This is a genomic window from Pseudomonas bijieensis (assembly GCF_013347965.1).
Classification (GTDB): Bacteria; Pseudomonadota; Gammaproteobacteria; order Pseudomonadales; family Pseudomonadaceae; genus Aquipseudomonas; species Aquipseudomonas bijieensis.
The window spans coordinates 691540-712624 of the sequence record NZ_CP048810.1 but is presented as its reverse complement, the minus strand read 5'-3'; the positions used below and the strand labels follow the sequence as shown (position 1 = coordinate 712624).

The following is a 21085-nucleotide window of genomic DNA, read 5'->3' as shown; positions in this document are numbered from 1 at the left end:
CTTCTTCGTTCGAGCGTCTACACCCGGAGGTTCAGCAATGGATCTGGTCACAGGGGTGGACGTCTCTGCGTGATGCGCAGGAGTGGGCGGTACCAGCATTGGTGGGCGCCGATCGCGATGTGATCATTGCAGCGTCCACTGCCGCAGGTAAAACAGAGGCCGCATTCCTGCCGATCCTGACCAACCTGCTCAACAACAGTGAGCCAGCCGGCGCGGTGCTGTATATCAGCCCGCTCAAGGCGCTGATCAACGACCAGTGGGACAGGCTTAGCCGGTTATGTGAGAGGCTCGGACTGCCCGTCGTTGCTTGGCATGGCGATGTGGCAGCAAGCAAGAAACAACGGTTTTTGAAATCGCCTGAGGGCATCTTGCTGATCACTCCGGAGTCCCTAGAAGCCCTGTTCGTAAACAGAGGCTCAGGCTTACCAGGGGCATTTCAGAACCTTCGCTACATCGTCGTCGATGAGCTTCATGCCTTCATCGGAAGTGAGCGTGGAAAGCAGCTGCAATCGCTAATGCAACGGGTTGAAATCGTCGTAGGTAGAACCCTGCCCCGTGTAGGGCTGTCGGCGACGCTTGGGGAGATGTCGCTGGCCCGCAAGTTCCTGAGGCCAGTGTGCCCAGATGGCATCACGGTTATTGAGTCAAAGTCCTCTGGCCAAGAGCTCCAGGTACAGGTGCGTGGCTATATTGAGCAGCCCATGCAGCGGCTGGTGGTGGAACACCCAAGGAATGCATCAACAGATGAAGGCGCAGAGAAGGAAGACATCTCAGGTACCAAAGTGGCTATCGCAGGTCACCTGTACAAGGTGCTGAGGGGGCATAACAACCTGATCTTCCCCAACAGGCGCCAAGAGGTTGAATGGTTTGCCGACCGTCTGCGCTCACTATGCGAAAACGATGGTGTACCGAACGAGTTCTGGCCGCATCACGGTAGCTTGTCCAAGGAGCTACGCCAGGATGCCGAGCGGGCGTTGAAAGCGGGAGATCCTCCAGCTTCTGCCGTATGCACTACCACCCTGGAACTGGGTATAGACATCGGTAGTATCAGGACGGTCGCACAGATCGGCTGTCCACCCTCTGTGGCAAGTCTCAGGCAACGGCTTGGCCGCTCTGGTCGTCGACCCGGTGAGCCTGCGATGCTCAGGGCGTACTGCCAGGAGCGCCCTTTAACAGATAAGTCGGATCTCTCCGATCAATTACGTGAGGGCCTTGTCCAAACGGTCGCTATGATCCGCTTGCTGATCAGTGGATGGTTTGAGCCGCCTCGATCGGGAGGCCTACACGCCTCGACACTGGTGCAGCAGTGTTTGTCTTCGATTGCTCAGCTCGGCGGTGCCTCGGCGGCGCAATTATGGGGAAATCTCATAGCAAGCGGCAGTTTTGCGAGCGTAACCAAGCCTGATTTCCTGGCTTTGCTCAAGGGTATGGGTGAGAAGGAATTGATCGTCCAGGACAGCTCAGGACTTCTGCTGCCTGGCGAACTCGGGGAGCGGTTGATCAACCACTATGAATTCTACACCGCCTTCACAAGCGATGAAGAGTTTCGTTTGCTCCGGGATGGCAAGCCACTTGGCTCGCTGCCGGTCAGCAAACCCCTGACCAAGGGACAGCGCATCATCTTCGGCGGAAGGCGTTGGCAGGTTCAGGATGTCGACCTCGAAGCAAAGGTGATCGTGGTCACACCGGCGCGGGGCGGCGAGCCTCCTCAGTTTGATGGACTTGGTGCCCAGGTGGATGATCGTGTCAGGCTTGAAATGCGAAACGTGTTGATGGAAACCACATCCTGTCCCTTCCTGGACAAACACGCTCAAGCTCTACTAGACGAGGCTCGGAGTAACTTCCGCGCTCTCAGGTTGGGTGACGCGGCGATAATTGGCTCTGCCAGCGTAAGCCATGTGGCAACCTGGCGAGGGGATTACACCAACGATGCGCTGGCCTTGTTGCTCAGGCATGTGGGCATTCAGTGTGAAAACACCGGGCTACTCCTGGAAGTTGCATTCGGCGCGGAGGACACATTGCGAGCGTTGCACGTGGTCGGTCAAATGGATATCTCGAACGTAGAGCCGATCTTGGAAAATGTCGAAAACATGATCCGAGAGAAATGGGATTGGGCCCTTCCCCGCCCGCTCCTCATGAAGTCGTTCGCCTCAAGCCATCTTGATCTCCAAGCCGCGGTCACCACAGCTCGACTCCTTACACTGGAGTCGCAGGGAGAGGAATAGCGATAGCACTACTCTCCTACATCCCGTCGCCCATTTTTCGAGACCGGCATCGACATTGGAAAGCTTCTGCATCAACTCAGCTTCCCACTACTTCCTCGCGGCGACCTCGAACAGGGCATAACTAGCCTATACGTTGGCCTGCTTGGCCAAGTCGGCATCAAACGCAATTTCAGGCTTCGTGCTGCCCCCGGTTGCCCGCTCAACTTCGGAGGTTAACTTATAGGCGGCGTTTTTGCTTCCTCCAGTCCACTAACTCCCATCAGGTTCCTCAGAGCATATCGATCCGTTAACATGGAGCCAAATGGCCATCACCAAAAACACACCGCGTGTGCCCTCAGAGCAAGGACGTCATGAGCATGAAATTCATCAAGGTTCAACACCGAGGTAAGCTCCAGCAGGATGCAAGAAACTCTGGGGTTTTGTATGTAGATAACTGGGACGACTACGGCTACAAAACCAAATTTGTCCTTGTCATCGTTGATGGGTCTGGGGTCGAACATAGAGTTGGTGACTTGAAGATCGCTTACCAAGGGCAATCTGAAGGCTGGACTGAACACGGGATGCCTGATGAATTCACGTCGTTAGAACCCAAATTTTTCAGCCTGGGGCAGGACGTCGAATACTATCGGAAACTACTTGAGCTGTTTTCGCTGGAGGAGGCTCATGCAATCCTCCACGCGTTAGGGGATGTGGCTTTCTCCAAGGAGCGTCGGGAGGCTTCCTCTTCAGAGTTAGCGTTTAGCACTTCCCTGCTTCGGGCAGTGAACCCAACAACGATTGACCACCAATTCAAGCGGATCCTCACCGGGGACGCCCCACTGACCCCTTACGACTTCTTTTACGAAAAGGCAAGATCAGACGGAATCGCACCGCTGACTCTCGAGTTCAGTGTCGATCCAGATGTCAAACCCTCCAGTAATGTTCACATCTTGATTGGCCGAAACGGGGTGGGTAAAACAACCCTGTTGAATGGCATGGTTGACTCCTTGGTCACGCCAAGTGAAGAGGTGTACGCCAAAGGCTGCTTTTTCAACAAGAACATGTGGAGCTTCAGGCGACCGCTGACCAATGATGACTTTGCAGGTGTGGTGTCGGTTTCGTTCAGCGCGTTCGATCCATTTGATCCCCCGCCGAACCAGGATGACCCCAGTCAGGGGATGAGATATCGATATGTAGGCCTTAAGCACAAGGTGCTAGCCGCCGAGGGAGAGGATGTTTGGGGGTTGAAAACCAAGCCCCACCTCTGCATTGATTTGGCCGATAGTCTCAAAGTCTGCCTTAGCCTTAGCGCAAAGAGAGCACGGTGGATCAAAGCTATTCACAAGCTCGAATCTGATTTCAATTTCGAGGAAATGAACCTCATCCAGCTGATTGCGGTTTTTGACGCCGATGGATCAGAAACCAAGGCCGAGTTCGTCCGACGCAGCACTACCATGCTCGAAGGGATGAGCTCTGGCCACGCTATTGTTCTGCTGACCATTACCCAGCTCGTCGAAACCGTAGACGAGAAAACGCTGGTGTTGATTGATGAACCAGAAAGCCACCTGCACCCTCCTCTGCTGTCTGCTTTCACCCGGGCATTGTCCGATTTGCTCACGGCGCGAAACGCTGTAGCGATCATCGCCACCCACTCACCTGTAGTTCTGCAGGAAGTACCCAAGTCTTGCGTATCCATCATCAACAGGAGTGGCGAGACAGCGACTATCGACCGCCCGGATGCCGAGACGTTTGCAGAGAACGTTGGCGTCCTGACTCGACACGTCTTCGGTCTGGAGGTGAGCAAATCAGGCTTCCACGAGCTCCTAGCCGCCGACGTCCGAACAGGTGCTCCCTACGAGCAAATCAGGGGGGATTACGCAGGTCAGATTGGCACCGAAGGCCAGGCACTCTTGAGATCCATGACCATCGCACGTGACAAGCAGTGGGAGTCTGACCTATGAGAGCAATCAGCGTTCCCGCTCAGGATCCGCAGCTGGTCTACGACCTCTGTGTAAACAGCATTGCTGACGAGGATCTGAGAGCTCGCTTGCAAGCCATTACAGCAGAGGTGGTTGCCGCTGCAGTAGACTACCAGCAGAAAGGCCTTATCAATCACCTCTTCGCGATCCCTGCTATCGATTGCGATAACGACGACATCGTGGTCGGCCAAGTAACCAAGAAGGAGCTGAAAGCTACCTACTCCTCTCACATGGTGGGTGACTCGAAACCCGCTAGGAGGGTGTACACCGACATACTCGGTAAGGCTCCGCGTAAAAAGTGCCCATTCTGTGGGTTCGGCCAGGCGAGCACTCTCGACCACTACCTGCCGAAAGCCAAATTCCCGATACTGTCCGTCTTGCCGTGGAACCTCGTACCCGCCTGCAAGGACTGCAATACTGGCAAAAATGCAGCCACTGCGACTACGCAAGACCAACAAACCCTCCATCCGTATTTTGAGCATCAGCGGATGGTTAGTGACCAGTGGCTACACGCGCGGGTGATTACTGGAACCCCGCCCGTTCTCGAGTTTTTCGTGAGCCCCCCAGAGGATTGGGATCAGGTCGATAAGACCAGGGTGCTAGCGCATTTCAGGGACTACAAACTGGCTTCAAGGTTCTCAATCGAGGCCAGTAACGAACTCGCGAATCTTAAGGACACGCTCGACCTGGTCTGGTCGGACTCCGCCCTAGCCGGAGTACAAGATCACCTTCGGGTAATTGCGGCCGGAAAAAAGGCTGTCCATGTGAATGCTTGGGACACCGCCATGTACCAAGCGCTTCTCAGAAGTGAGTGGTACTGCGACGAGGGCTTCCGAGCATTCGAGTAAACGGCACAAGTTTGCCAAGCGCAGCGAGCAAATAAGCCCGGCGCAAGGCAGCTTGCTGGATGATCTGCTCAGCACCGAGCTCGAAGCCATCGACGCCGAGTTGAAAGCACATCGTCCCGCCCTTGCACCCGACAAACCCAGTCAGCAGCCCAAGCGTGTTCCGTTGCCTGCGCAGTTCCCACGTACCCTAATTCGTCAGGAACCGCAAAGCACTCAGTGCGCCTGCGGCTGCCAACTTCAGCGTATCGGCGAAGACGTCAGCGAGAAACTGGATTACACGCCGGGCGTGTTTACCGTTGAGCAACATGTGCGTGGGAAGTGGGCCTGAAACGCTGGGTAGCGCTGACGCGCTACCTAGATGATGGTGCAGTGCCCATCAACAACAACCCGGTGGAAAACACGATCAGGCCGCAGGCACTTGGGCATTCCAATTGGCTGTTCGCCGGATCGCTGCGGAGCGGCAAACGGGCTGCGGCAATAATTAGCTTGATTCAGTCGGCACGCATGAACGGGCATGATCCGTTCGCCTACCTCAAGGATGTACTGACCCGGTTGCCGACACAAAAGGACAGCACGATTGGCCAACTACTACCGCATCGATGGTCGCCGGGCTCTTAATAGCCATTAGTCAGACGCTTCTAAATCTAATGGTGTCGATGTGGGTGTTTGCCATGCGGGTTGCTTGCCGTCCTGGCTGTCGAAAATGCGTCGGGCCTTGCGGAAATCCTCAACGTTTTCGACAACCCAAGTCCAGATAGGAGACATGCGGATCAACAGCTCCATCCCCAGCGGCGTCAGCTCGTACTCAACGCGTGGGGGAATTTCACCATATTCTCGCCGAGCTACCAGGCCATCCCGCTCCATAGAGCGGAGCGTTTTCGTCAGCATCCGCTGAGTCACACCAGTCATCTGCCTTTTTATTTCGGCATGGCGCATCCTCCCGTACACCCCCAAGGCATGCAGGATTCCTAACGACCAGCGGCTCCCTGCGTGAGCAAGCACCTCCCGCCTGACGCCATCATCATCTTCTCTAAGCGTCCGGCAGATTGTCTCTGCCTGGCTGAGAACAGCCTGATTGGTCATTTCATTCTCTGGTATCACAGGTGTGCCTTCTTACGAGCGTTGGCAAATCATGCAAGCATTTGTTCATCTTACAGGCAACAGATCTCAGGAGAAATCATGACCGAAGTGACCCAGTTTCCCCCCCAATCTATTCTCGTTCTAGGCGCCGGTGAGCTTGGGCTACCGGTTTTGCGTAATCTTGCGCGAGTAGCAAAGCGCGCGCCCGGTTCCACAATCAGCGTGCTGCTCAGGGATTCGACCATCAACACTGAGGTGCCCGAGAAAAAGGTCGAAATCGATGAGCTTCGGGGCCTCGGCATCCAGATGGTGGCCGCAGACCTCGTGAATGACTCAATCGATCAGCTGGCTGAAGTATTCGCACGTTTCGATACCGTAATAGGCTGTGCAGGCATGGTTGCAGGCCGGGAAACCCCTATGAAACTGGCTACCGCTGCTCTGAAGTCCGGTGTGAAGCGCTACTTCCCGTGGCAGTTTGGTGTCGACTTCGAGGTAATCGGTCGGGGCAGTCCTCAGGATCTGTTCGATGCTCAGCTTGATGTTCGCGAATTGCTTCGTGCCCAGGATAAAACTGAATGGGTAATCATCTCGACGGGTATGTTCACCAGCTTTCTGTTCGAGCCTGTATTCGAGGTTGTGGACTTGGAAAACGATACCGTGAACGCACTAGGCAGTCTTGAGACCAGCGTGACGCTTACGACTCCAGACGACATCGGTGCGTTGACAGCGGAAATCGTTTTCTTTGAACCTCGCTTCCGCAATCAGATTGTGTACCTCTCGGGAGACACTGTGACATACGGAGAGGTTGCGAGCCTCCTCGAACGTGCACTGGGCCGCCCGTTCAAACGTAACGTATGGACTGTTCCGTACTTGCTCCAAGAATTGGATAAAGACCCAACGCATCACATCAAGAAGTACCGCGCTGTTTTCGCTCAGGGCAGAGGTGTGGCCTGGCCTAAAGCAGGCACCTTCAACGCGCAGCAATCGATTCAGGTCACGACCGCTGAGGAGTGGGCCCGGGCAAATCTGGCAACCTCTTCAGCGCTAGTGCAGTAGCCAAACGAGCGTTTCCGCGCAGGGAGTTGACCTACTGAATCGCTGCGAGGTCTCAGGTGCTCCAAAGCCACCAGCTATTGAGTTTTCTCAGCGCGGATTGCAAACCACAGCGCTTTAATCAAACGCTTGCCATGATCGTGGATTTTTGAATGCGTGTTCGTCAGACGCTTACTTTGAGCGAGCTGGCTTCGGCTATACAGATACTGGTAAGCCTGACGTTAGAGGGTATGGCAGGCGTTGGTTCGCATGGGGACTACCTGGCTCGGATCGCGAGCTGCGAATTCTGAAAGAAGTACAAATGTACTCCGCGATGTGCTAATGGGTTCAAGGTTCTCTGGATTACGCCTGCGAGCCATCCGCCTCACTCGATACGCGCAAAGCCATCAGCTCAGCCTCTGCGGTGGTGAGTTTGTGTGCCAGATCCACCTCCCTTAGCTTCGCGGCTGCGATTTTCGACTGAGACTCACCAGCCTCTTTAGCCTTTGCTTCCAACTGTTGAGCGAGCAGTTCCTTCGCACCTTCCGCACGCGCAGTAGCAGCATTGGCAATGCTCAACTCACCCCGCAGGGTTTCGACAGCCTCACGATATTGCGAGGCGTCCCTGGCATGCTGGCGATTTTCGGCAATGAAGCGCTCGTTATCCCGGATCAATCGCGTGATCTCCTCCTGCTTGACCATGAGCGCCTGCTGAATGACGGTCAGCTCCTGCTGCATTTGATAGACCTGGGACTCGTGGCGGTTCAGATCTTGGTCTCGCTGTTCCTTGATCGAAGAACGGTAGTGTTCGAGGGCCTCCCGGGCATGCGTATGCTTTTGCTCCAGAGACTGGATCTGCCCATCCTTCTCTTGAATCCGGACTTCGAGATCACTGTTGCTCTGGGTGAGCCTGGCGTTGCGCGTGATCTCAGTCTGCAGTGTGGACTGGGCGGTCTTGAGCTCTTCAGTCTGAGTAGCCAAGATATGCCCTTGCGCGTTGAAACGGAGCTTGAGTTCATCGAGCTCGCTCTCAAGTGCCTCGGCTCGGGAGACCAAGAGCTTACGCTCGTGCTCGAACTCTGCTCGTGCTTCAAGAAAGGCCTGACTGCCCTCCTCCTGGACTTGATCCAACAAGCTTTCGACAACCCCGCGTAGCGCGCCGCTCATGCGTTCACGAGGGTTCGCTTCTGATCCTGGTGATTCCAGCTGCTTTAGATACCGCGCGATCGTGGTCTTTGACCCGGTATTTCCTATCTCCACCCGGACTGCATCAATGCTGGGATACACACCGCGCATTAGCAGGCTGTTTCGCGCCTTTTGCACCACCGCTAGGTTAACGCCGCCTCGCGCCATACGCCCTCCAGACTATTTCGTGTCATGTCACATGTCATGCGATTACATAATACGAAAATGTTAAACCTTGCTGAGAATTTGCCGACAACTGGCAAGAGATAATCGAGGGTTATGGCTTGCCAGGCGAACGGTCGGGCGTAAAATGGCTTGTCAAGGTAACAAACGGCAGAGACGGGCCACCAAGGGCTCGAGTGGGGAATGTGTGTGGTCGAGGTGCCCAGCAAAGCCGATCGCTATCTAGAAGCGAGCGTGCGAGAGAACACATCGAAGAGCTATGCCGCTGCCCTAAGCCACTTCGAGGTGGCGTGGGGCGGCTATCTCCCCACCACCACTGAGTCGGTGGTACGGTACATCGCTGAGTACGCAGACCAGCTAGCGCTCAGCACTCTTAAGCAACGCTTAGCCGCGCTTGCCAACTGGCACCAAAGCAACGGCTTCCCCGACCCCACCAAAGCCCCTAAGGTCAGGCAGTTGCTGAAGGGCATTCGGGCGGTACACCCCGTGCAACAGAAGCAAGCAGCTCCTCTGGCGCTACTGCACCTCGAAAAAGCGGTAGCGCACCTGGAGAATGAAGTTGCTCAGGCAAGAGCCGTCGGCAACATGGCCGCACTTCTGAAGGGGACGCGGGACATCGCCCTGCTGACTATTGGTTTTTGGAGGGGCTTTCGCGGAGATGAGCTAGCCAGACTCACGATCGAGAATACCCATGCCGAGCGCTACGTCGGGATCCGGTTTTACCTGGGATCGACTAAAGGAGACCGGCAGAACATCGGGCGTGAGTACAAGACACCATCGTTGAGCAGACTGTGCCCGGTCGAAGCATATCTGACCTGGATTGAAGCAGCCGGCTTAAACCGCGGCGGTGTCTTCAGAGCGATTGATCGCTGGGGCAACATCAGTGATCGCCCGATTGCGGCCCATAGTCTTATTCCCCTGCTTCGTGACACACTGGGAAGGTGCGGCTTACCGTCGGAAATCTACAGTGCTCATTCAATCCGACGTGGATTTGCCACTTGGGCCGCGAGCTCAGGCTGGGACATCAAAACGCTTATGGAGTACGTTGGCTGGAGCGATATGAAGTCCGCGCTACGCTATGTTGAGCCTGCGCAACAATTTGGTGGGCTTATCAGAAAGCTTGAAGGGTGATCACCAGAAAACAATCACGTGGTCGTGATCGCCCTCACGCCAGTAAACTCTTTTGCCTCGATCTAGTGGTTGCCTGAGGAGGTTGCATAGTGAGGCTCGCGACTGAAAACCGTAAAATGCTTCGTGAATTGTTGAAGGCTTACGATCAAAGGATGTGGTTTCTCGTTTCGTATGCTCGCGAGGCGGAACTACTGAAATATGATCCAGAGTATGCGACCACCAACGAAAGCATTCGGCGCCTTGGTGCCACAGCTCTGGGAGAGCTTCAAACTCAGATATTGGCCAACAATCTTGAGATCCCAGTCTTTGCAAAAGCAATTGAGGCAGGCGAGTTGAATCTCAAAAAGATAATCGCCCACCAACCCAGGAGCGATGTCCGGTGGCATCTCAACAACGCGCGCCACGAAGTGCTGAATGAGATGAGGAAGGATTGGGCGAATGTACGTATCACCATCCGGTACATCCACCCCGATGCATGATTAAGCGTTCGCGTGCTGGTATGCGAGATGGTCAGTGATGATCAATCCGCGCTTGTCGCAGGTGGATCAGCCTTCGAAACGTCGCCCAGTGAAGGGCACAGACCTAGGCATCTGCGTATAGAGCCCCATCTCATTGCAATACCTGCATGATCGGCCTGCGAGAGTTTTCATAACTGAAAAAGCCTTAGGCAGTCGCTCTGGGACACCAGGGCAGACTCGCATACGCAGATTTACTCTTCCGCTAAGTCGGTAATGCACCTTGCCGCTCTAGGCAGGGACTCAGAGGCCAGCACCCCATAAATCGATGCTATATAGGCCATAATGATAATGACATAATTGCTTTTATCGCATTTTTGCATTCAAAACCTGTGCAGGCACCCCATGCAAATTAAAGCCCTACGCTACTTTCTCATGGTTGCAACGACTGGGAGCTTCCTCGCTACAGCCAGGCATTTTGAAGTGCCGGCATCGTCAGTTTCTCGATTCATCGCGGCCTTAGAAGAAGAGCTGGGGCGCCAGTTGTTCTACCGGAGCACCAGGGCGGTGAAACTCACTGAGGATGGAGAGCGTTTTTACCTGCAGGTGAAGGAAGCCGTTGGGCTACTCGATGCTGCAGCGGAAGACCTGGCGCAGGCAGACGTCGGATTGAAGGGGCTCATCAGGATTAATGCGCCCGTCGCACTGGGTCGGCGTCACGTAGCCCCGCTTATAGTGTGCCTGCAGAAGGAATACCCTGAACTGGAGGTGGAGCTCACTCTCACGGACGCTCTCATTGACCCTGTCCAGGAGGGAGCTGACATCACCATCCGGGTGGGCCATGTCATCGATTCAGGTTTGATCGGGCGCACTGTCAGTGGTCAACGCTACGTACTTGCCGCCAGTCCCGCCTACCTCGAAACACACGGCAAGCCCCTTTCTCCCGGTGATCTAAGTGATCACGCATGCCTGCTCTACAAGGGTGACCAGGGCGCACAACGCTGGTACTGCAAACGCCCTCCCGAGGAGACTTTCAAAATGTTGGAGGTGAGCGGGCCACTCAGAAGCAATAACGCCGAGGTTTTGGTTGCGGCTGCCATGGCAGGTCAGGGCCTCGTCCTATTCCCAAGCTGGCTTTTCGATCCGTTGAGCTTTCGAGAGGGTCGCCTTCTTAAGCTACTCACCGACTGGGATGTTTCTGCTTCTGCCGAACAGATGCAGGTACAAATCCTTTCTCCAGAGAATAGGCTTCGTTCAAGGAAAGTGCGTGAGGTATCAAACTTTCTCATCGAGAAAATCGGCTCTCCGCCTTATTGGGAGAGCCTTTGATTTGGCTAGAGGGCCCGGGCACGACGAGACCGTCCGTTCGCTCTAACTCCAGGGACGCATGATTTCTCTAGCAGCACGCCTAACACGGCCGCTGCCCTGATCATTAGAAGATCGATATTGGGTAGTCAACGATTACACGAACTTCGTTGTTATCAGCATATCGATACCCGGCCGATCCTCGGTGGGTAGCCTGCCTCACGCGAACGGACAGAGCCTTGGCTGGGCCAGATTGTACGACGTACCTTGCTTCAATATCTCGCTCCCAATGGCGCACGTCGTCACCTTCGGGATAGACATATCGGCGCGTATAAAATGTATTGTCGCTGTCCCGGTTGCTGACGTTATCCCCTCTTGCATACCGTGTCATGAACGAAAGACCTGGTATTCCAAACGGCGCCATATCGATGTCATAACGAATCTGAAAAGAACGCTCATTAGCCTCGGTAAATGTCGAATACTGGATCGCATTGGCCAGCGAAACGACACCTGGAGATGTACCAAATCCCAGCCAGTCCATAGGCTCATCGCTCTGAACCTTTTGATATGCGAGCGTAACCGTATGGGCATTGAACCGGTAGGCAAGGGATAACGAGTAGGTAGTGTTGTCAATTACGCTCGCTAGTTTGCGACCAGCATCAACCGTACGGTATACGTTGGCATCAAAGATAACGGACTGGGCAGGATCGATAGTATGGGTGTAGTTGCCATTGAGGTAGTACTGCCTCCAAGTATCTTCCGCTTCGGAAGCGTACACAGACGCTTTCAATGAGCTTCCAAAGCTATACTTTGCGCCTACGTAGCTAACGGACTTGATTGCGATTGGCAAACCATAGTCCGTCGTAAAATCATCATCGTTATTCGACGAGTCGACACCACCCTGACCAGTAAAATGAGCTGCGTCAAGATGCAATTTTTCTACATCCCATCCGAGCATTGTTCCTGTAGCCGAACTAGGGAAGAGCCTGACTGTATTCACCGACAATACCGGAACGCTTGGAAAGAGGTTTCCGTATTGGAACAGGCCACCACCATAACGCAGTTTTAACGCCGCCCCTGATTTACTGAAGTGGTCGCGGGGTTCACCATCACTGTCTAACTGTGTCAGCCGGACTCCTGCTCTACCACCTCCACTGTCTAACTTCAAGCCCAAGAAGCTGTAAGCATCAAAACCTAAGCCGACGGCTCCAGGTGTGAACCCTGAGGAGAAATTGGCCATAAATCCCTGCGCCCATTCTTCGGCATAACCGTTGCGCTCCCCTGCCCCTTTGAAGGCATTGGTGCCACCACCATTGCTCATCCCGTGTCGGAAATCCCGATTGAAGTAGAAGTTTCGGGATGTAATTGACAGCTTACTATCCCCAAAAAAATCAGGAGAAGATTTTTCGTCAGCCTGAACTTCGGAAAAGCAGACAGAAAGCAGTGCGAAACAGGTTGCTTTATTTAATGCCATCTTTTTACCCATCTATTGTTTTTGTAGTAAGGAAGACAAAGCAGCACGCTTGGGTGAACTATAAAATCCTAAATATGTTTATTCAGAACAGCCGTGCTCGCCGGCTCTACCGGCGCCAAGCAACTCTAAATAACTTCGATTTCGATGAGTCTGAGCAGACCCATTTTATAAATCTAATGGCGCGCCCAGCGATTTGGACGTTAGTTAAGTAACGGCCATGCTCTACGCATTCATTTATTTTTCGACCCAAGATCTAAGAATGCCTGCAGCACCGTAGGAGCTGCAGGACGATCTTGTGCAGGGTCGAGTAACCTCGCCTTAAGGATACTTTGGCTGGCTATTTTGAACTTTAGGCGGTTCTACAGTATCGGAAACAGGCGCTGTGTTCTCAGATGACACTGATTTAGGGCTGGCGATATTCATGGCAAAGATCCCGGAAAGCACCGCAGGTATAGCCGCAAGCAGCATTACACCTACGAAGGGAATGTGCATGGCTATCAGCATCGCTCCAACGAGGGGGCCCGCGATAGCGCCTAGCCGCCCTACACCCAGCGCCCAGCCCACACCAGTTGCGCGGACATGGGGTGGGTAAAAGTTGCTGATGACCCCGTTTAAGGTGAGCGATCCTCCAATGAGGCAGAAGCCAGCCACCATAACGGCAAGGACGGTAAGCGTGGGGTTCCCATGCTCGAGACCGACCACAGCTGTAGCGATGCCGCAGATCACCATAACCTTACCTACCAACCAAACCTTGCTCTTTACCTTGTCTGCCAAGTATGAAAGCGAGACAGCTCCAAGCGTACCTGATGCCAGGAAAGCAGAAGTGGTAAGGCTTGCAGCGCCGGACGAGAAACCAGTATCTCGCAAAAGTGTAGGCAGCCAACTTACTGTGAAATATAAAACGGTGAAGCTGGCAATGCATGAGCCCCAGATGAAAATCGTAGGCTTCAGATAGCCATAGCGGAATAGATCAACGATTGTGACCTTCTGAGGTTTCCCATCCGATACGGGGGCTGGCGGAGTCCACTGCGGCAAGAATTTGTCGAGCATAGCTCCTAGTGCATCGCACAGATGTTTTGCACGGAACAGTCTAGAGAGGGACTCTGGTAGCCAGAGATAGAGGAAAGGCATCAACAGTAGAGGCGCTACACCGCCGACGATGAAAATGCTATGCCAGCCGTAAGTTTGCATGATGCCGGCCGCGATAAACCCGCCAACTGCTCCACCAAATGCAAAACCTGCAGCAGCCATAGTTACGAAAAACGTCTTCATCCTTGGAGGTGAATAATCAGCCATCAAAGCCATAGCGCTTGGCATAGCGCCACCCATCCCGATCCCGCAAAGAAAGCGTATGGCTGCGAGGGTATAGATATCGTCTGCCCAGGCGGACAAAAGAGTCAGCCCAGAGAACAGTAATACGCAGGTCAGGAGCGTTTTTCTGATACCGAAGCGATCAGCTAAAGGGGTCAACAAAAGTGAGCCAACGGTCAGTCCAAGCAAGTTACATGTGAATACAATACCGAAGGCAGCTTTCGGCGTTTCCCACTCTTGGGCAAGAGTTGGGACAACAAAACCCAATAACTGAGCATCGTATCCATCACAGATAAGTAACAGAACCAGGAGTACAAGTGTTTGGATCTGATGCCGCGATAGCGGCCGTTGATCCAGTGCAGCACGAAAGGCGTCAATTTGGTTATTCATCATGGCATTCCGATTATTTTTGTGAGGCCACGTAAGAATTTGTCGTCACTTCTACGACGGTCGGGTGTTGGCCTGCCCCTCAGGGTAGGGAAGCTGAAATACAGGGTGCACGGCCGCCGGACGGTGAAGACCAGCATTTTGGAAAAGCTGCACCCACACCGAATGCCAGAACCGCTCGGATCTGAGCACCTTCAACGCACCTCCAGGCACGTCTCATCACCCCAGGCCTCTCCAATAGGCCCGCCCAACGCCTCTACCGCTCCAAATCCGCCGCAGAACGCGCGTTGGATCAATGAGTGGAGCGAAGCGTCCTCATCCTGTCGATCATAGATCGATATCCCTATACACACCCTGAGAAGGCGTTTAATACTACGGGTCGCGAATGCACTGCCTAGAGCTTTTCAAGAAAACAGTCGAGTCACTATTTTTCCGAAACTTCTAATCACACATTGCACGTTTTCTAATAGATCATTCACTACTCAAGCCAACAACTAGTTGATCTCAGTAAAATGCCTGCTGCTTTACCCAGCATATTGGAGAGCAACCTCCGAAACCTCTGGAGACACCTCAAACATCAAGATTACACAGCCAATAGTTTCCAGGAGTCACCAATGAGAGCAACAGAGCTGCCCTCATTGCTAGCACGACGCCCAAAAAACTTATTGATTCAGATAAGCAAAGCGAGCCGGCACATGCGCTGGAGAGCAGTTAATTAGTCGCCCTGCAGCTCTGCCCAGATTTCTTTATCCAACTTGTCTGTCCAAATAACTGGCCAGTCAATTTTCGAGCATTCGTCCCAAACCCTTTTGACGTCGAATGGCAGGCAGTGCTCGAAGATAGGCCAGTGACCATATTCAGCATTGAGCTTATTATGAGTGGCTTCGAAAGCCTCTTTCAAAGAGCCTCCGCGCTTATGCACTTTCTCTACTTCTTCAATCATGCTTTGAATGAAGTGACGTGTTTGCTCAATCGCTGCGTCGGTGTTCGCGACAGTTTTGGCCACTGGCCCACGCCCACCCAGCAAGAATTCAGCCCGGTACGCTTTCACCGCATCCAACGTTTTTCCTGACCAGTCGTAGTGGAAAGCATCACCGGTATACAGAGCGGCCTCTGCTTCAACCAAGTCCCCTGCGAAGAGAGTTTTGCTCTTCTCGTGCCACACAACCAAATCACCAGCGGTGTGTCCACGACCAACAAATTTGACTTCAAGTTTGCCGCGATCGCCACCGAGATCAATTGTGTAATCGTCGGTGATTTTAGTTGGGCGAGTAAGCCCAGGAATTCCTTCGGGCTGCTTGAACAGTCGCGGCATGCGGCCAAACTCACTGTCCCAATCTTGCTGGCCACGCTCTTCAATCAGCTTCGCAGTATTGGTGCTCGCCAGGATATGCTCTGCATTAAAAGCGCTAGCGCCCAATACGCGGACAGCATGGTAATGGCTCAGAATCAAGTATTTGACCGGTTTGTCGGTGTGCTTACGCAGTTCGTCCAACCAGATGTTAGCGGAGGCAGGAGTGGCGCGCGCATCAAAGCAGACAACAAAGTCCTCACCTTCGAAAGCACCGACATTCGGATCCCCTTCGGCGGTATAGGCATACACACCCTCAGCAAGGACTTCAAGAGTTTCGATTTTTTCAGCAGTGTCATTTGAAGAAGCAAAGGCTTTTGCCACGGATTTTCTCCTTAGAATAATTGAGAACACACCTGTTCTTAGGGGCCCTCGGTGCCACGTACTATGACGAGGAAGTGGGCCCGGCTTAGTGTCCTGAATCCATACTAAAGAGCTAATTTGGTGAGATATATAGGGTCTCTATCGCAAGAGTGTTGACTGCCAGTCGTCAATGATCCGAGCTGCACCTCTATATCCTAGCCCACAGCTTCGAGCCGGAGACCATGCGGCCTAGATGGCGCAAGCGCCTGGACGCATGAGGGCTCTGCCATGCGATCGGCTGCGGTTTGGCTTGGCACAAACCGATGCGGCCCTGATTCTGCTCGGCTGGCTCATTCATTCGACCGGGAATAGTGAAGTCCTTCCCTCCTCAGTCGAACATATGGGTTCCCCACGACATGGGGAATGGCTCCGATCTGGGTTAGTCCCTAACCTCCCAAGGTTGTTCGGGTACAAACCGTGCAGCCAGGAGGTCGACTACATGCCGAACCTTTGGCGACAGCAGTTGATTGCGCTGCCAGACAGCGTGAATTGGAAAGCCCACCGTCCTGACCTCCGGCAACACCACAGAGAGCCTCCCGTCAGCGATGTACTCGTTGACAAGCCAATCAGCGATCAACGCGATACCGAAGCCCGCGAGTGCAGCAACCAAGATGGCGCCGCTATCGTTTAACCCTACACGGCCGCGGATTGCCATGGAGTGACTGTGTCCGTTCTCATCCAGGAAATACCACGACCTTGATTGGCCGCCACTGCCAAAGGTAATGCATGCGTGAGAGTGGAGATCGTCAAGCGAGGCAGGAACTCCATTCGCTGCAATGTACTCCGGAGCAGCGCACAACACCGCTCGCTGTACACCCAAAGGCTTCGCAATCAGAGTGGCGCTGTCGTGCAGCGGGCCAATACGAATTGCAAGATCAACCCCCTCTTCCACCAGGTCGACCAATCGATCCGTGAGGTTGATGTCCAGCTCAAGCGCAGGGTGCTGTTTGGCGATATCAAGAAGCTCGGGAAGCACCCAACGCTTTCCCAGCACCATTGGGAGCGTGACACGCAAACGTCCACTCAATTCCTGTTGCTGAGCTAACAATAGAGTTTGCGCTTGCTTGAGCTCATTCAATGATCGTCGACACCCTTCGCTGAATCGAGCGCCCTCATCCGTCAATGTCAGACTGCGCGTCGTTCTGTGAAAAAGACGAGTGCCAAGCGTGCTCTCCAGCTTTGAGATGCTTTTCGCTACCCCCGATTTGCTCATGTCCAGACGCTCGGCGGCGTCCGTGAAGCTCCCTGCATCCACAACCTCTAGGAAGATGGAGATACCTCGGAATGGATCTGATGTGTTCATTGTCTGAAATCCAATTGACGACCAAGGGTCAACTCTATTGCGATCCTAGCATGGTATATCGAAAGCAAATTCGTCAATAGTATATACATCACGAAACGCGCCCTCTCTCGGCGCGTTACTTAGAGCTACTGATGGAAGGAACATGAACGCTGCAACGCCCTCAAAGCTACCCCTGAACATCGCGCTTTTTCTGCTCGCGGTGTGTTCAGGTCTTGGTGTAGCGAACGTCTATTATCTCCAGCCGAGCCTCCAATTGGTGAAGTCCGATCTGGGTGCGACCATAGAACAGATAGGCTGGGTACCTACCCTTACACAGATCAGTTATGCCCTGGGTATGCTGCTCCTGGCTCCGCTTGGAGACGTGATTTCGAGGCGCAAGCTGATAATCATTAAATCGATGATTTTGGTATTGGCGCTCGTCGCAACAGGCATGGCGCAAAATCTGAATTATCTGCTCCTCTCTTGCATGGTGGTAGGTCTGCTGGGGAGCGTCGGCCAAGACTTTATTCCCGTCGCGGCTCACCTCGCGCCTGAGAAATCACGCGGTCATGCCGTCGGGATGGTCACAACAGGATTGTTGACCGGCATTTTGCTTTCTCGGACGCTTGGCGGCTTCGTGGCTGATAGCCTCGGCTGGCGCGAAATGCAATTTCTTGCTGCAGGATTGATGTTGGTTGTCATCCTTATCACCGCAGTGACGCTTGCCCCGACTCCACCACCCATGCGTACCCCGTACACCAAACTGCTCACAAGCCTATGGACATTATGGGGTGAACACCGGGCGCTGAAGCTCTCCATGATTGTTCAGGGCCTGCTGGCGGCGACCCTCGGAGCGTTCTGGTCGTGCTTGGCACTCGTGCTTGCGGAAGAGCCATTCCAACTTGGCGCTAGTGTGGCTGGCTCATTCGGGATAGCCGGTGCCGCCGGCGCTTTGGCCGCACCTTTGTTTGGGCGCCTGGCTGATCGTCGCGGGCCGCTGATTGCAATCCGTGCAGGGTGCGGTTTGGTAATCGTGTCGTTTATCGCCATGGCTGTACTCCCACCTAGCTTGGTGTTGTTGGGCATAGGCGCAGTATTTTTTGACCTGGGTGTCCAGGCAGGCTTGGTGTCCCATCAGAGCATCATCAATGGTCTCGATCCGCTGGCACGCAGCCGGTTGAATGGACTAATGATGGCCGGCGCGATGGCCGGCATGGCGGTTGGTGCTGCACTAGGCACCGTAGCATTCACTCACTTCGGGGCCCGTGGCATGTTCACATTTGCAGCCATCGCTGGCACTGCCGCGTTGGCCATTACCTATCTTCACCACGCACCGAAACGGGAACAGCATTATGCATAACACCAGACAAGACCGCCTCCTGCGTACCCCGTACATCGAGCCCAAGTTGGCCGGCAGGGCACCTTTGACCGTTCTGTTCTCGCTGCTTTCCCGTTCCGACAGTACTCCGTTGAATGAACGTAGCCGAGCTCAAGGGTTCGGCCTGGATAACGACGGAAATGTGATTGAGGATCCCTCTGCTGACCCATCGAACAACGCTCTGGAGGGCAATCCGAACCTAAGCTTCGAGCATTGGGGAGAATACTGGCGCAAAGTACATGGCCCGCGTTTTGCGCATGTGGAGGAGTCGGATGACAAGTCACTGGAGCGACTGCTGAGGTATGACCAGCTACATCGCTTCGCACCTGGGCCCACCAGCTTTAATGCCCCCCCTTATCGTTTCCCTGTTGATGACGAAGGAAAGCTCTGGCCAACAATCGTAGGCCATGTCCCCCCATATCATCGTCCTGCATGGGACGGCGTTGCTTACCTGCATTTTGAACGCATGGACGACATGGGTCTGGTTTTCGGGAATGAGCGCATACGCCAGAAAATCGTTCCTGAGGATCATGCAATGTTCAGGAACATTGCGCCAATACCTGCTAAACAATTTATCGTCCTGCCCAGCATCGCGGATAACGACCCAATCACGCTGGTGAAGCTCCATGCAAGAAAAACTGGTACGACCCGCGCTCAATTCCAGCACTGGTGGCTGCACGAACATGCCGCGGTCGTCATGCAGCACACCGGGGGACTGATTCGGCGCTATGTTCAGCTCCATAGCCTTGGCCCAACCGAACCAGGTGAGCCGTTCTACCATCCAGACGCGAGTAAATTTGACGGGGTGAGCCTGCTGAATTTTGCAAGCCTCAATGACCTGGAGGACTTCTTGCGAAACGAAGACTACCTGGCAATTTTACGAGATGAGGAACAAATGATCGATGCCAGCGCCGGCGAATGGTGGACAACCATTAGCATGACGATTGTGAACCGAATGACCCATGAAAAGACAACTGCGATTGATGACCGACCTCAGCCATTCAGCGGTTTAGAGTCACTTTAATCGCCATCGGGGGAAGGTAGCCCCTTCCCTCGGCAGAGTTCATGCTCTCAGCCTGTAGCCGCTAACCACGCATTTGCGGCAACAGGATGAGGGCGTGGCGTTGTTAACTCAATCACCCAATCGCTGACAGTCCCAAGCTTGGTGACTGGAGGAACGACGATTCGTAAATACAGTCGCTGAGTCGGGTATTCATCCGCGCCCTGGGTGGCGAAAAGCATGCAAACTGGCTCAGTCTTGAACTGGCGCTCTCAGTGTGAGGTGCTTCAGCTGGGTGTCACCTTCTCGCGAAATCCTAGGTCATCACTCAGCTTCCTCGCTGCTTGATCAAGTAATTGGGCCTGTAGACTGTCCAGCTCAGCACCAAAGCTGGATACGGAGCCGACAGCCGTCAGAACACCGATGATTTCGCCAAACGCGTTGAAAACGGGCGCGGACAGCGCATTGATCCCGGGCATGAATTTGCCGCGGATGGAACACATACGCTGATCACGAATTCCAGCGAACTGAGCCTCGATATCCTTCCTACTCAAAGCACCGCCTGGTGTGCCTTGGCCTGCATCCTTGTCGAGCCAGAACTGAAAATCGAGTTGGCGCAAATAGGCACCGAACACTAAACCGGTAGATGACCGGAACACTGGCAGCACCGAACCTATTTGCGTGACCACGGTGACTGATCGAGGCGCAGCTTCCACCTTGATCACCGTTGCGCCCTCGCTCCCCCACACTGCCAGGAAACAGGTTTCCCCGATGGCGTCCCGCAGGCCGACGAGTACCTCTCCGCCACTGCGATAGACGTCCACACTGTTCAATGCGGCCAACCCAACGTAAAGAGCCTCCCGGCCTAGACGGTAGTGGCTCGTATGCTCATCCTGCTCTGCAAACCCGCTTATGATGAGCGCCTGCAGATACCTGTGGGTTTTCGCTGCGGGCATATCAATGTACTTGGCCAGAGCACTAAGCGTGGTAGATGGTGACAGCTTGGCGAGCGCTCGCAGGATCTCAGACCCGACTTCCGCTGATCTTACGGTCTGTTTGTTGGCGGCAGCGACTGGCGCATTTCCCATGCATTTTTCTCGGGGCTAAAACGTGCTTTATAGCGCGTCAGATTGATGT

17 protein-coding genes and 1 pseudogene are annotated in these 21085 nt (G+C 54.1%); 11 read left to right on the top strand and 7 right to left on the bottom strand.

Features of this window, described 5'->3' with window-relative positions; translation table 11 throughout:
* Window positions 1-41 precede the first annotated feature (41 nt).
* The 5 genes and pseudogenes from GN234_RS02980 to GN234_RS30150 form a co-directional block, all read left to right on the top strand.
* Window positions 42-2225, top strand: coding sequence for a DEAD/DEAH box helicase (locus GN234_RS02980; RefSeq protein WP_176689548.1), 2184 nt, complete (start codon window positions 42-44; stop codon window positions 2223-2225).
* A 356-nt stretch (window positions 2226-2581) separates the two neighbouring features.
* On the top strand, window positions 2582-4165 hold the full coding sequence (locus GN234_RS02975; protein WP_176687830.1) for an AAA family ATPase: 1584 nt from the start codon (window positions 2582-2584) through the stop codon (window positions 4163-4165).
* Window positions 4162-5031, top strand: a complete 870-nt coding sequence (locus tag GN234_RS30160) for an HNH endonuclease (protein ID WP_176687829.1) — start codon at window positions 4162-4164, stop codon at window positions 5029-5031. The genes GN234_RS02975 and GN234_RS30160 overlap by 4 nt, the downstream gene beginning before the upstream one ends.
* Window positions 4952-5359: an IS66 family transposase zinc-finger binding domain-containing protein gene (locus GN234_RS30155; protein WP_325073124.1), complete on the top strand. Its 408-nt coding sequence runs from the start codon at window positions 4952-4954 to the stop codon at window positions 5357-5359. The genes GN234_RS30160 and GN234_RS30155 overlap by 80 nt, the downstream gene beginning before the upstream one ends.
* Window positions 5356-5649 (top strand): annotated as a pseudogene (locus tag GN234_RS30150) (transposase domain-containing protein); the annotation flags it as partial. The gene GN234_RS30155 and the pseudogene GN234_RS30150, both read left to right, overlap by 4 nt.
* Before the next feature lie 6 nt (window positions 5650-5655).
* Here GN234_RS30150 and GN234_RS02960 read toward each other — a convergent pair.
* Window positions 5656-6114, bottom strand: a complete 459-nt coding sequence (locus GN234_RS02960; RefSeq protein WP_176687828.1) for a winged helix-turn-helix transcriptional regulator — start codon at window positions 6112-6114, stop codon at window positions 5656-5658.
* A 96-nt stretch (window positions 6115-6210) separates the two neighbouring features.
* On the opposite strand from GN234_RS02960, the gene GN234_RS02955 reads away from it, so the two are divergent.
* Window positions 6211-7167: an aromatic alcohol reductase gene (locus GN234_RS02955; RefSeq protein WP_176687827.1), complete on the top strand. Its 957-nt coding sequence runs from the start codon at window positions 6211-6213 to the stop codon at window positions 7165-7167.
* A gap of 339 nt (window positions 7168-7506) precedes the next feature.
* On the opposite strand, the gene GN234_RS02950 is transcribed toward GN234_RS02955, so the two are convergent.
* Window positions 7507-8496 (bottom strand): DNA-binding protein, encoded by a 990-nt coding sequence (locus GN234_RS02950; protein WP_176687826.1) that lies wholly within the window; start codon window positions 8494-8496, stop codon window positions 7507-7509.
* A 198-nt stretch (window positions 8497-8694) separates the two neighbouring features.
* On the opposite strand from GN234_RS02950, the gene GN234_RS02945 reads away from it, so the two are divergent.
* The 3 genes from GN234_RS02945 (at window position 8695) to GN234_RS02935 (ending at window position 11426) form a co-directional block, all read left to right on the top strand.
* The gene (locus tag GN234_RS02945) at window positions 8695-9642 is read left to right on the top strand and encodes a tyrosine-type recombinase/integrase (protein ID WP_176687825.1); all 948 of its coding nucleotides are present in this window, start codon (window positions 8695-8697) and stop codon (window positions 9640-9642) included.
* Between the two features lie 116 nt (window positions 9643-9758).
* Window positions 9759-10121: a hypothetical protein gene (locus GN234_RS02940; protein ID WP_176687824.1), complete on the top strand. Its 363-nt coding sequence runs from the start codon at window positions 9759-9761 to the stop codon at window positions 10119-10121.
* Between the two features lie 381 nt (window positions 10122-10502).
* Complete coding sequence (locus GN234_RS02935; RefSeq protein ID WP_176687823.1) at window positions 10503-11426, top strand: LysR family transcriptional regulator; 924 nt, start codon at window positions 10503-10505, stop codon at window positions 11424-11426.
* Between the two features lie 103 nt (window positions 11427-11529).
* On the opposite strand, the gene GN234_RS02930 is transcribed toward GN234_RS02935, so the two are convergent.
* The 4 genes from GN234_RS02930 to GN234_RS02915 form a co-directional block, all read right to left on the bottom strand.
* On the bottom strand, window positions 11530-12888 hold the full coding sequence (locus tag GN234_RS02930; protein ID WP_176687822.1) for an OprD family porin: 1359 nt from the start codon (window positions 12886-12888) through the stop codon (window positions 11530-11532).
* Window positions 12889-13194: 306 nt separating this feature from the next.
* Window positions 13195-14577 (bottom strand): MFS transporter, encoded by a 1383-nt coding sequence (locus GN234_RS02925; RefSeq protein ID WP_176687821.1) that lies wholly within the window; start codon window positions 14575-14577, stop codon window positions 13195-13197.
* Between the two features lie 712 nt (window positions 14578-15289).
* Window positions 15290-16249 carry an MBL fold metallo-hydrolase gene (locus tag GN234_RS02920; protein WP_176687820.1) on the bottom strand — a complete coding sequence of 320 codons (960 nt, stop codon included), beginning with the start codon at window positions 16247-16249 and terminating at the stop codon, window positions 15290-15292.
* A gap of 418 nt (window positions 16250-16667) precedes the next feature.
* Entirely contained in the window at window positions 16668-17591 is a 924-nt protein-coding gene (locus GN234_RS02915) for a LysR family transcriptional regulator (protein WP_176687819.1), read from the bottom strand.
* A 142-nt stretch (window positions 17592-17733) separates the two neighbouring features.
* On the opposite strand from GN234_RS02915, the gene GN234_RS02910 reads away from it, so the two are divergent.
* Window positions 17734-18930: an MFS transporter gene (locus tag GN234_RS02910; RefSeq protein ID WP_176687818.1), complete on the top strand. Its 1197-nt coding sequence runs from the start codon at window positions 17734-17736 to the stop codon at window positions 18928-18930.
* A 64-nt stretch (window positions 18931-18994) separates the two neighbouring features.
* Window positions 18995-19972, top strand: a complete 978-nt coding sequence (locus GN234_RS02905; RefSeq protein WP_218950895.1) for an EthD domain-containing protein — start codon at window positions 18995-18997, stop codon at window positions 19970-19972.
* Between the two features lie 263 nt (window positions 19973-20235).
* Here GN234_RS02905 and GN234_RS02900 read toward each other — a convergent pair whose 3' ends face one another.
* On the bottom strand, window positions 20236-21036 hold the full coding sequence (locus GN234_RS02900) for an IclR family transcriptional regulator (protein WP_176687816.1): 801 nt from the start codon (window positions 21034-21036) through the stop codon (window positions 20236-20238).
* Window positions 21037-21085: the final 49 nt, after the last annotated feature.

What these genes read in the sequence shown, in the direction of transcription:
- GN234_RS02975 (WP_176687830.1), top strand. Translation starts at nt 2,582, where the DNA reads ATGAAATTCATCAAGGTTCAACACCGAGGTAAGCTCCAGCAGGATGCA.
- GN234_RS30160 (WP_176687829.1), top strand. Translation starts at nt 4,162, where the DNA reads ATGAGAGCAATCAGCGTTCCCGCTCAGGATCCGCAGCTGGTCTACGAC.
- GN234_RS30155 (WP_325073124.1), top strand. Translation starts at nt 4,952, where the DNA reads ATGCTTGGGACACCGCCATGTACCAAGCGCTTCTCAGAAGTGAGTGGT.
- GN234_RS02960 (WP_176687828.1), bottom strand. Translation starts at nt 6,114, where the DNA reads ATGACCAATCAGGCTGTTCTCAGCCAGGCAGAGACAATCTGCCGGACG.
- GN234_RS02955 (WP_176687827.1), top strand. Translation starts at nt 6,211, where the DNA reads ATGACCGAAGTGACCCAGTTTCCCCCCCAATCTATTCTCGTTCTAGGC.
- GN234_RS02950 (WP_176687826.1), bottom strand. Translation starts at nt 8,496, where the DNA reads ATGGCGCGAGGCGGCGTTAACCTAGCGGTGGTGCAAAAGGCGCGAAAC.
- GN234_RS02945 (WP_176687825.1), top strand. Translation starts at nt 8,695, where the DNA reads ATGTGTGTGGTCGAGGTGCCCAGCAAAGCCGATCGCTATCTAGAAGCG.
- GN234_RS02940 (WP_176687824.1), top strand. Translation starts at nt 9,759, where the DNA reads ATGCTTCGTGAATTGTTGAAGGCTTACGATCAAAGGATGTGGTTTCTC.
- GN234_RS02935 (WP_176687823.1), top strand. Translation starts at nt 10,503, where the DNA reads ATGCAAATTAAAGCCCTACGCTACTTTCTCATGGTTGCAACGACTGGG.
- GN234_RS02930 (WP_176687822.1), bottom strand. Translation starts at nt 12,888, where the DNA reads ATGGGTAAAAAGATGGCATTAAATAAAGCAACCTGTTTCGCACTGCTT.
- GN234_RS02925 (WP_176687821.1), bottom strand. Translation starts at nt 14,577, where the DNA reads ATGAATAACCAAATTGACGCCTTTCGTGCTGCACTGGATCAACGGCCG.
- GN234_RS02915 (WP_176687819.1), bottom strand. Translation starts at nt 17,591, where the DNA reads ATGAACACATCAGATCCATTCCGAGGTATCTCCATCTTCCTAGAGGTT.
- GN234_RS02910 (WP_176687818.1), top strand. Translation starts at nt 17,734, where the DNA reads ATGAACGCTGCAACGCCCTCAAAGCTACCCCTGAACATCGCGCTTTTT.
- GN234_RS02900 (WP_176687816.1), bottom strand. Translation starts at nt 21,036, where the DNA reads ATGGGAAATGCGCCAGTCGCTGCCGCCAACAAACAGACCGTAAGATCA.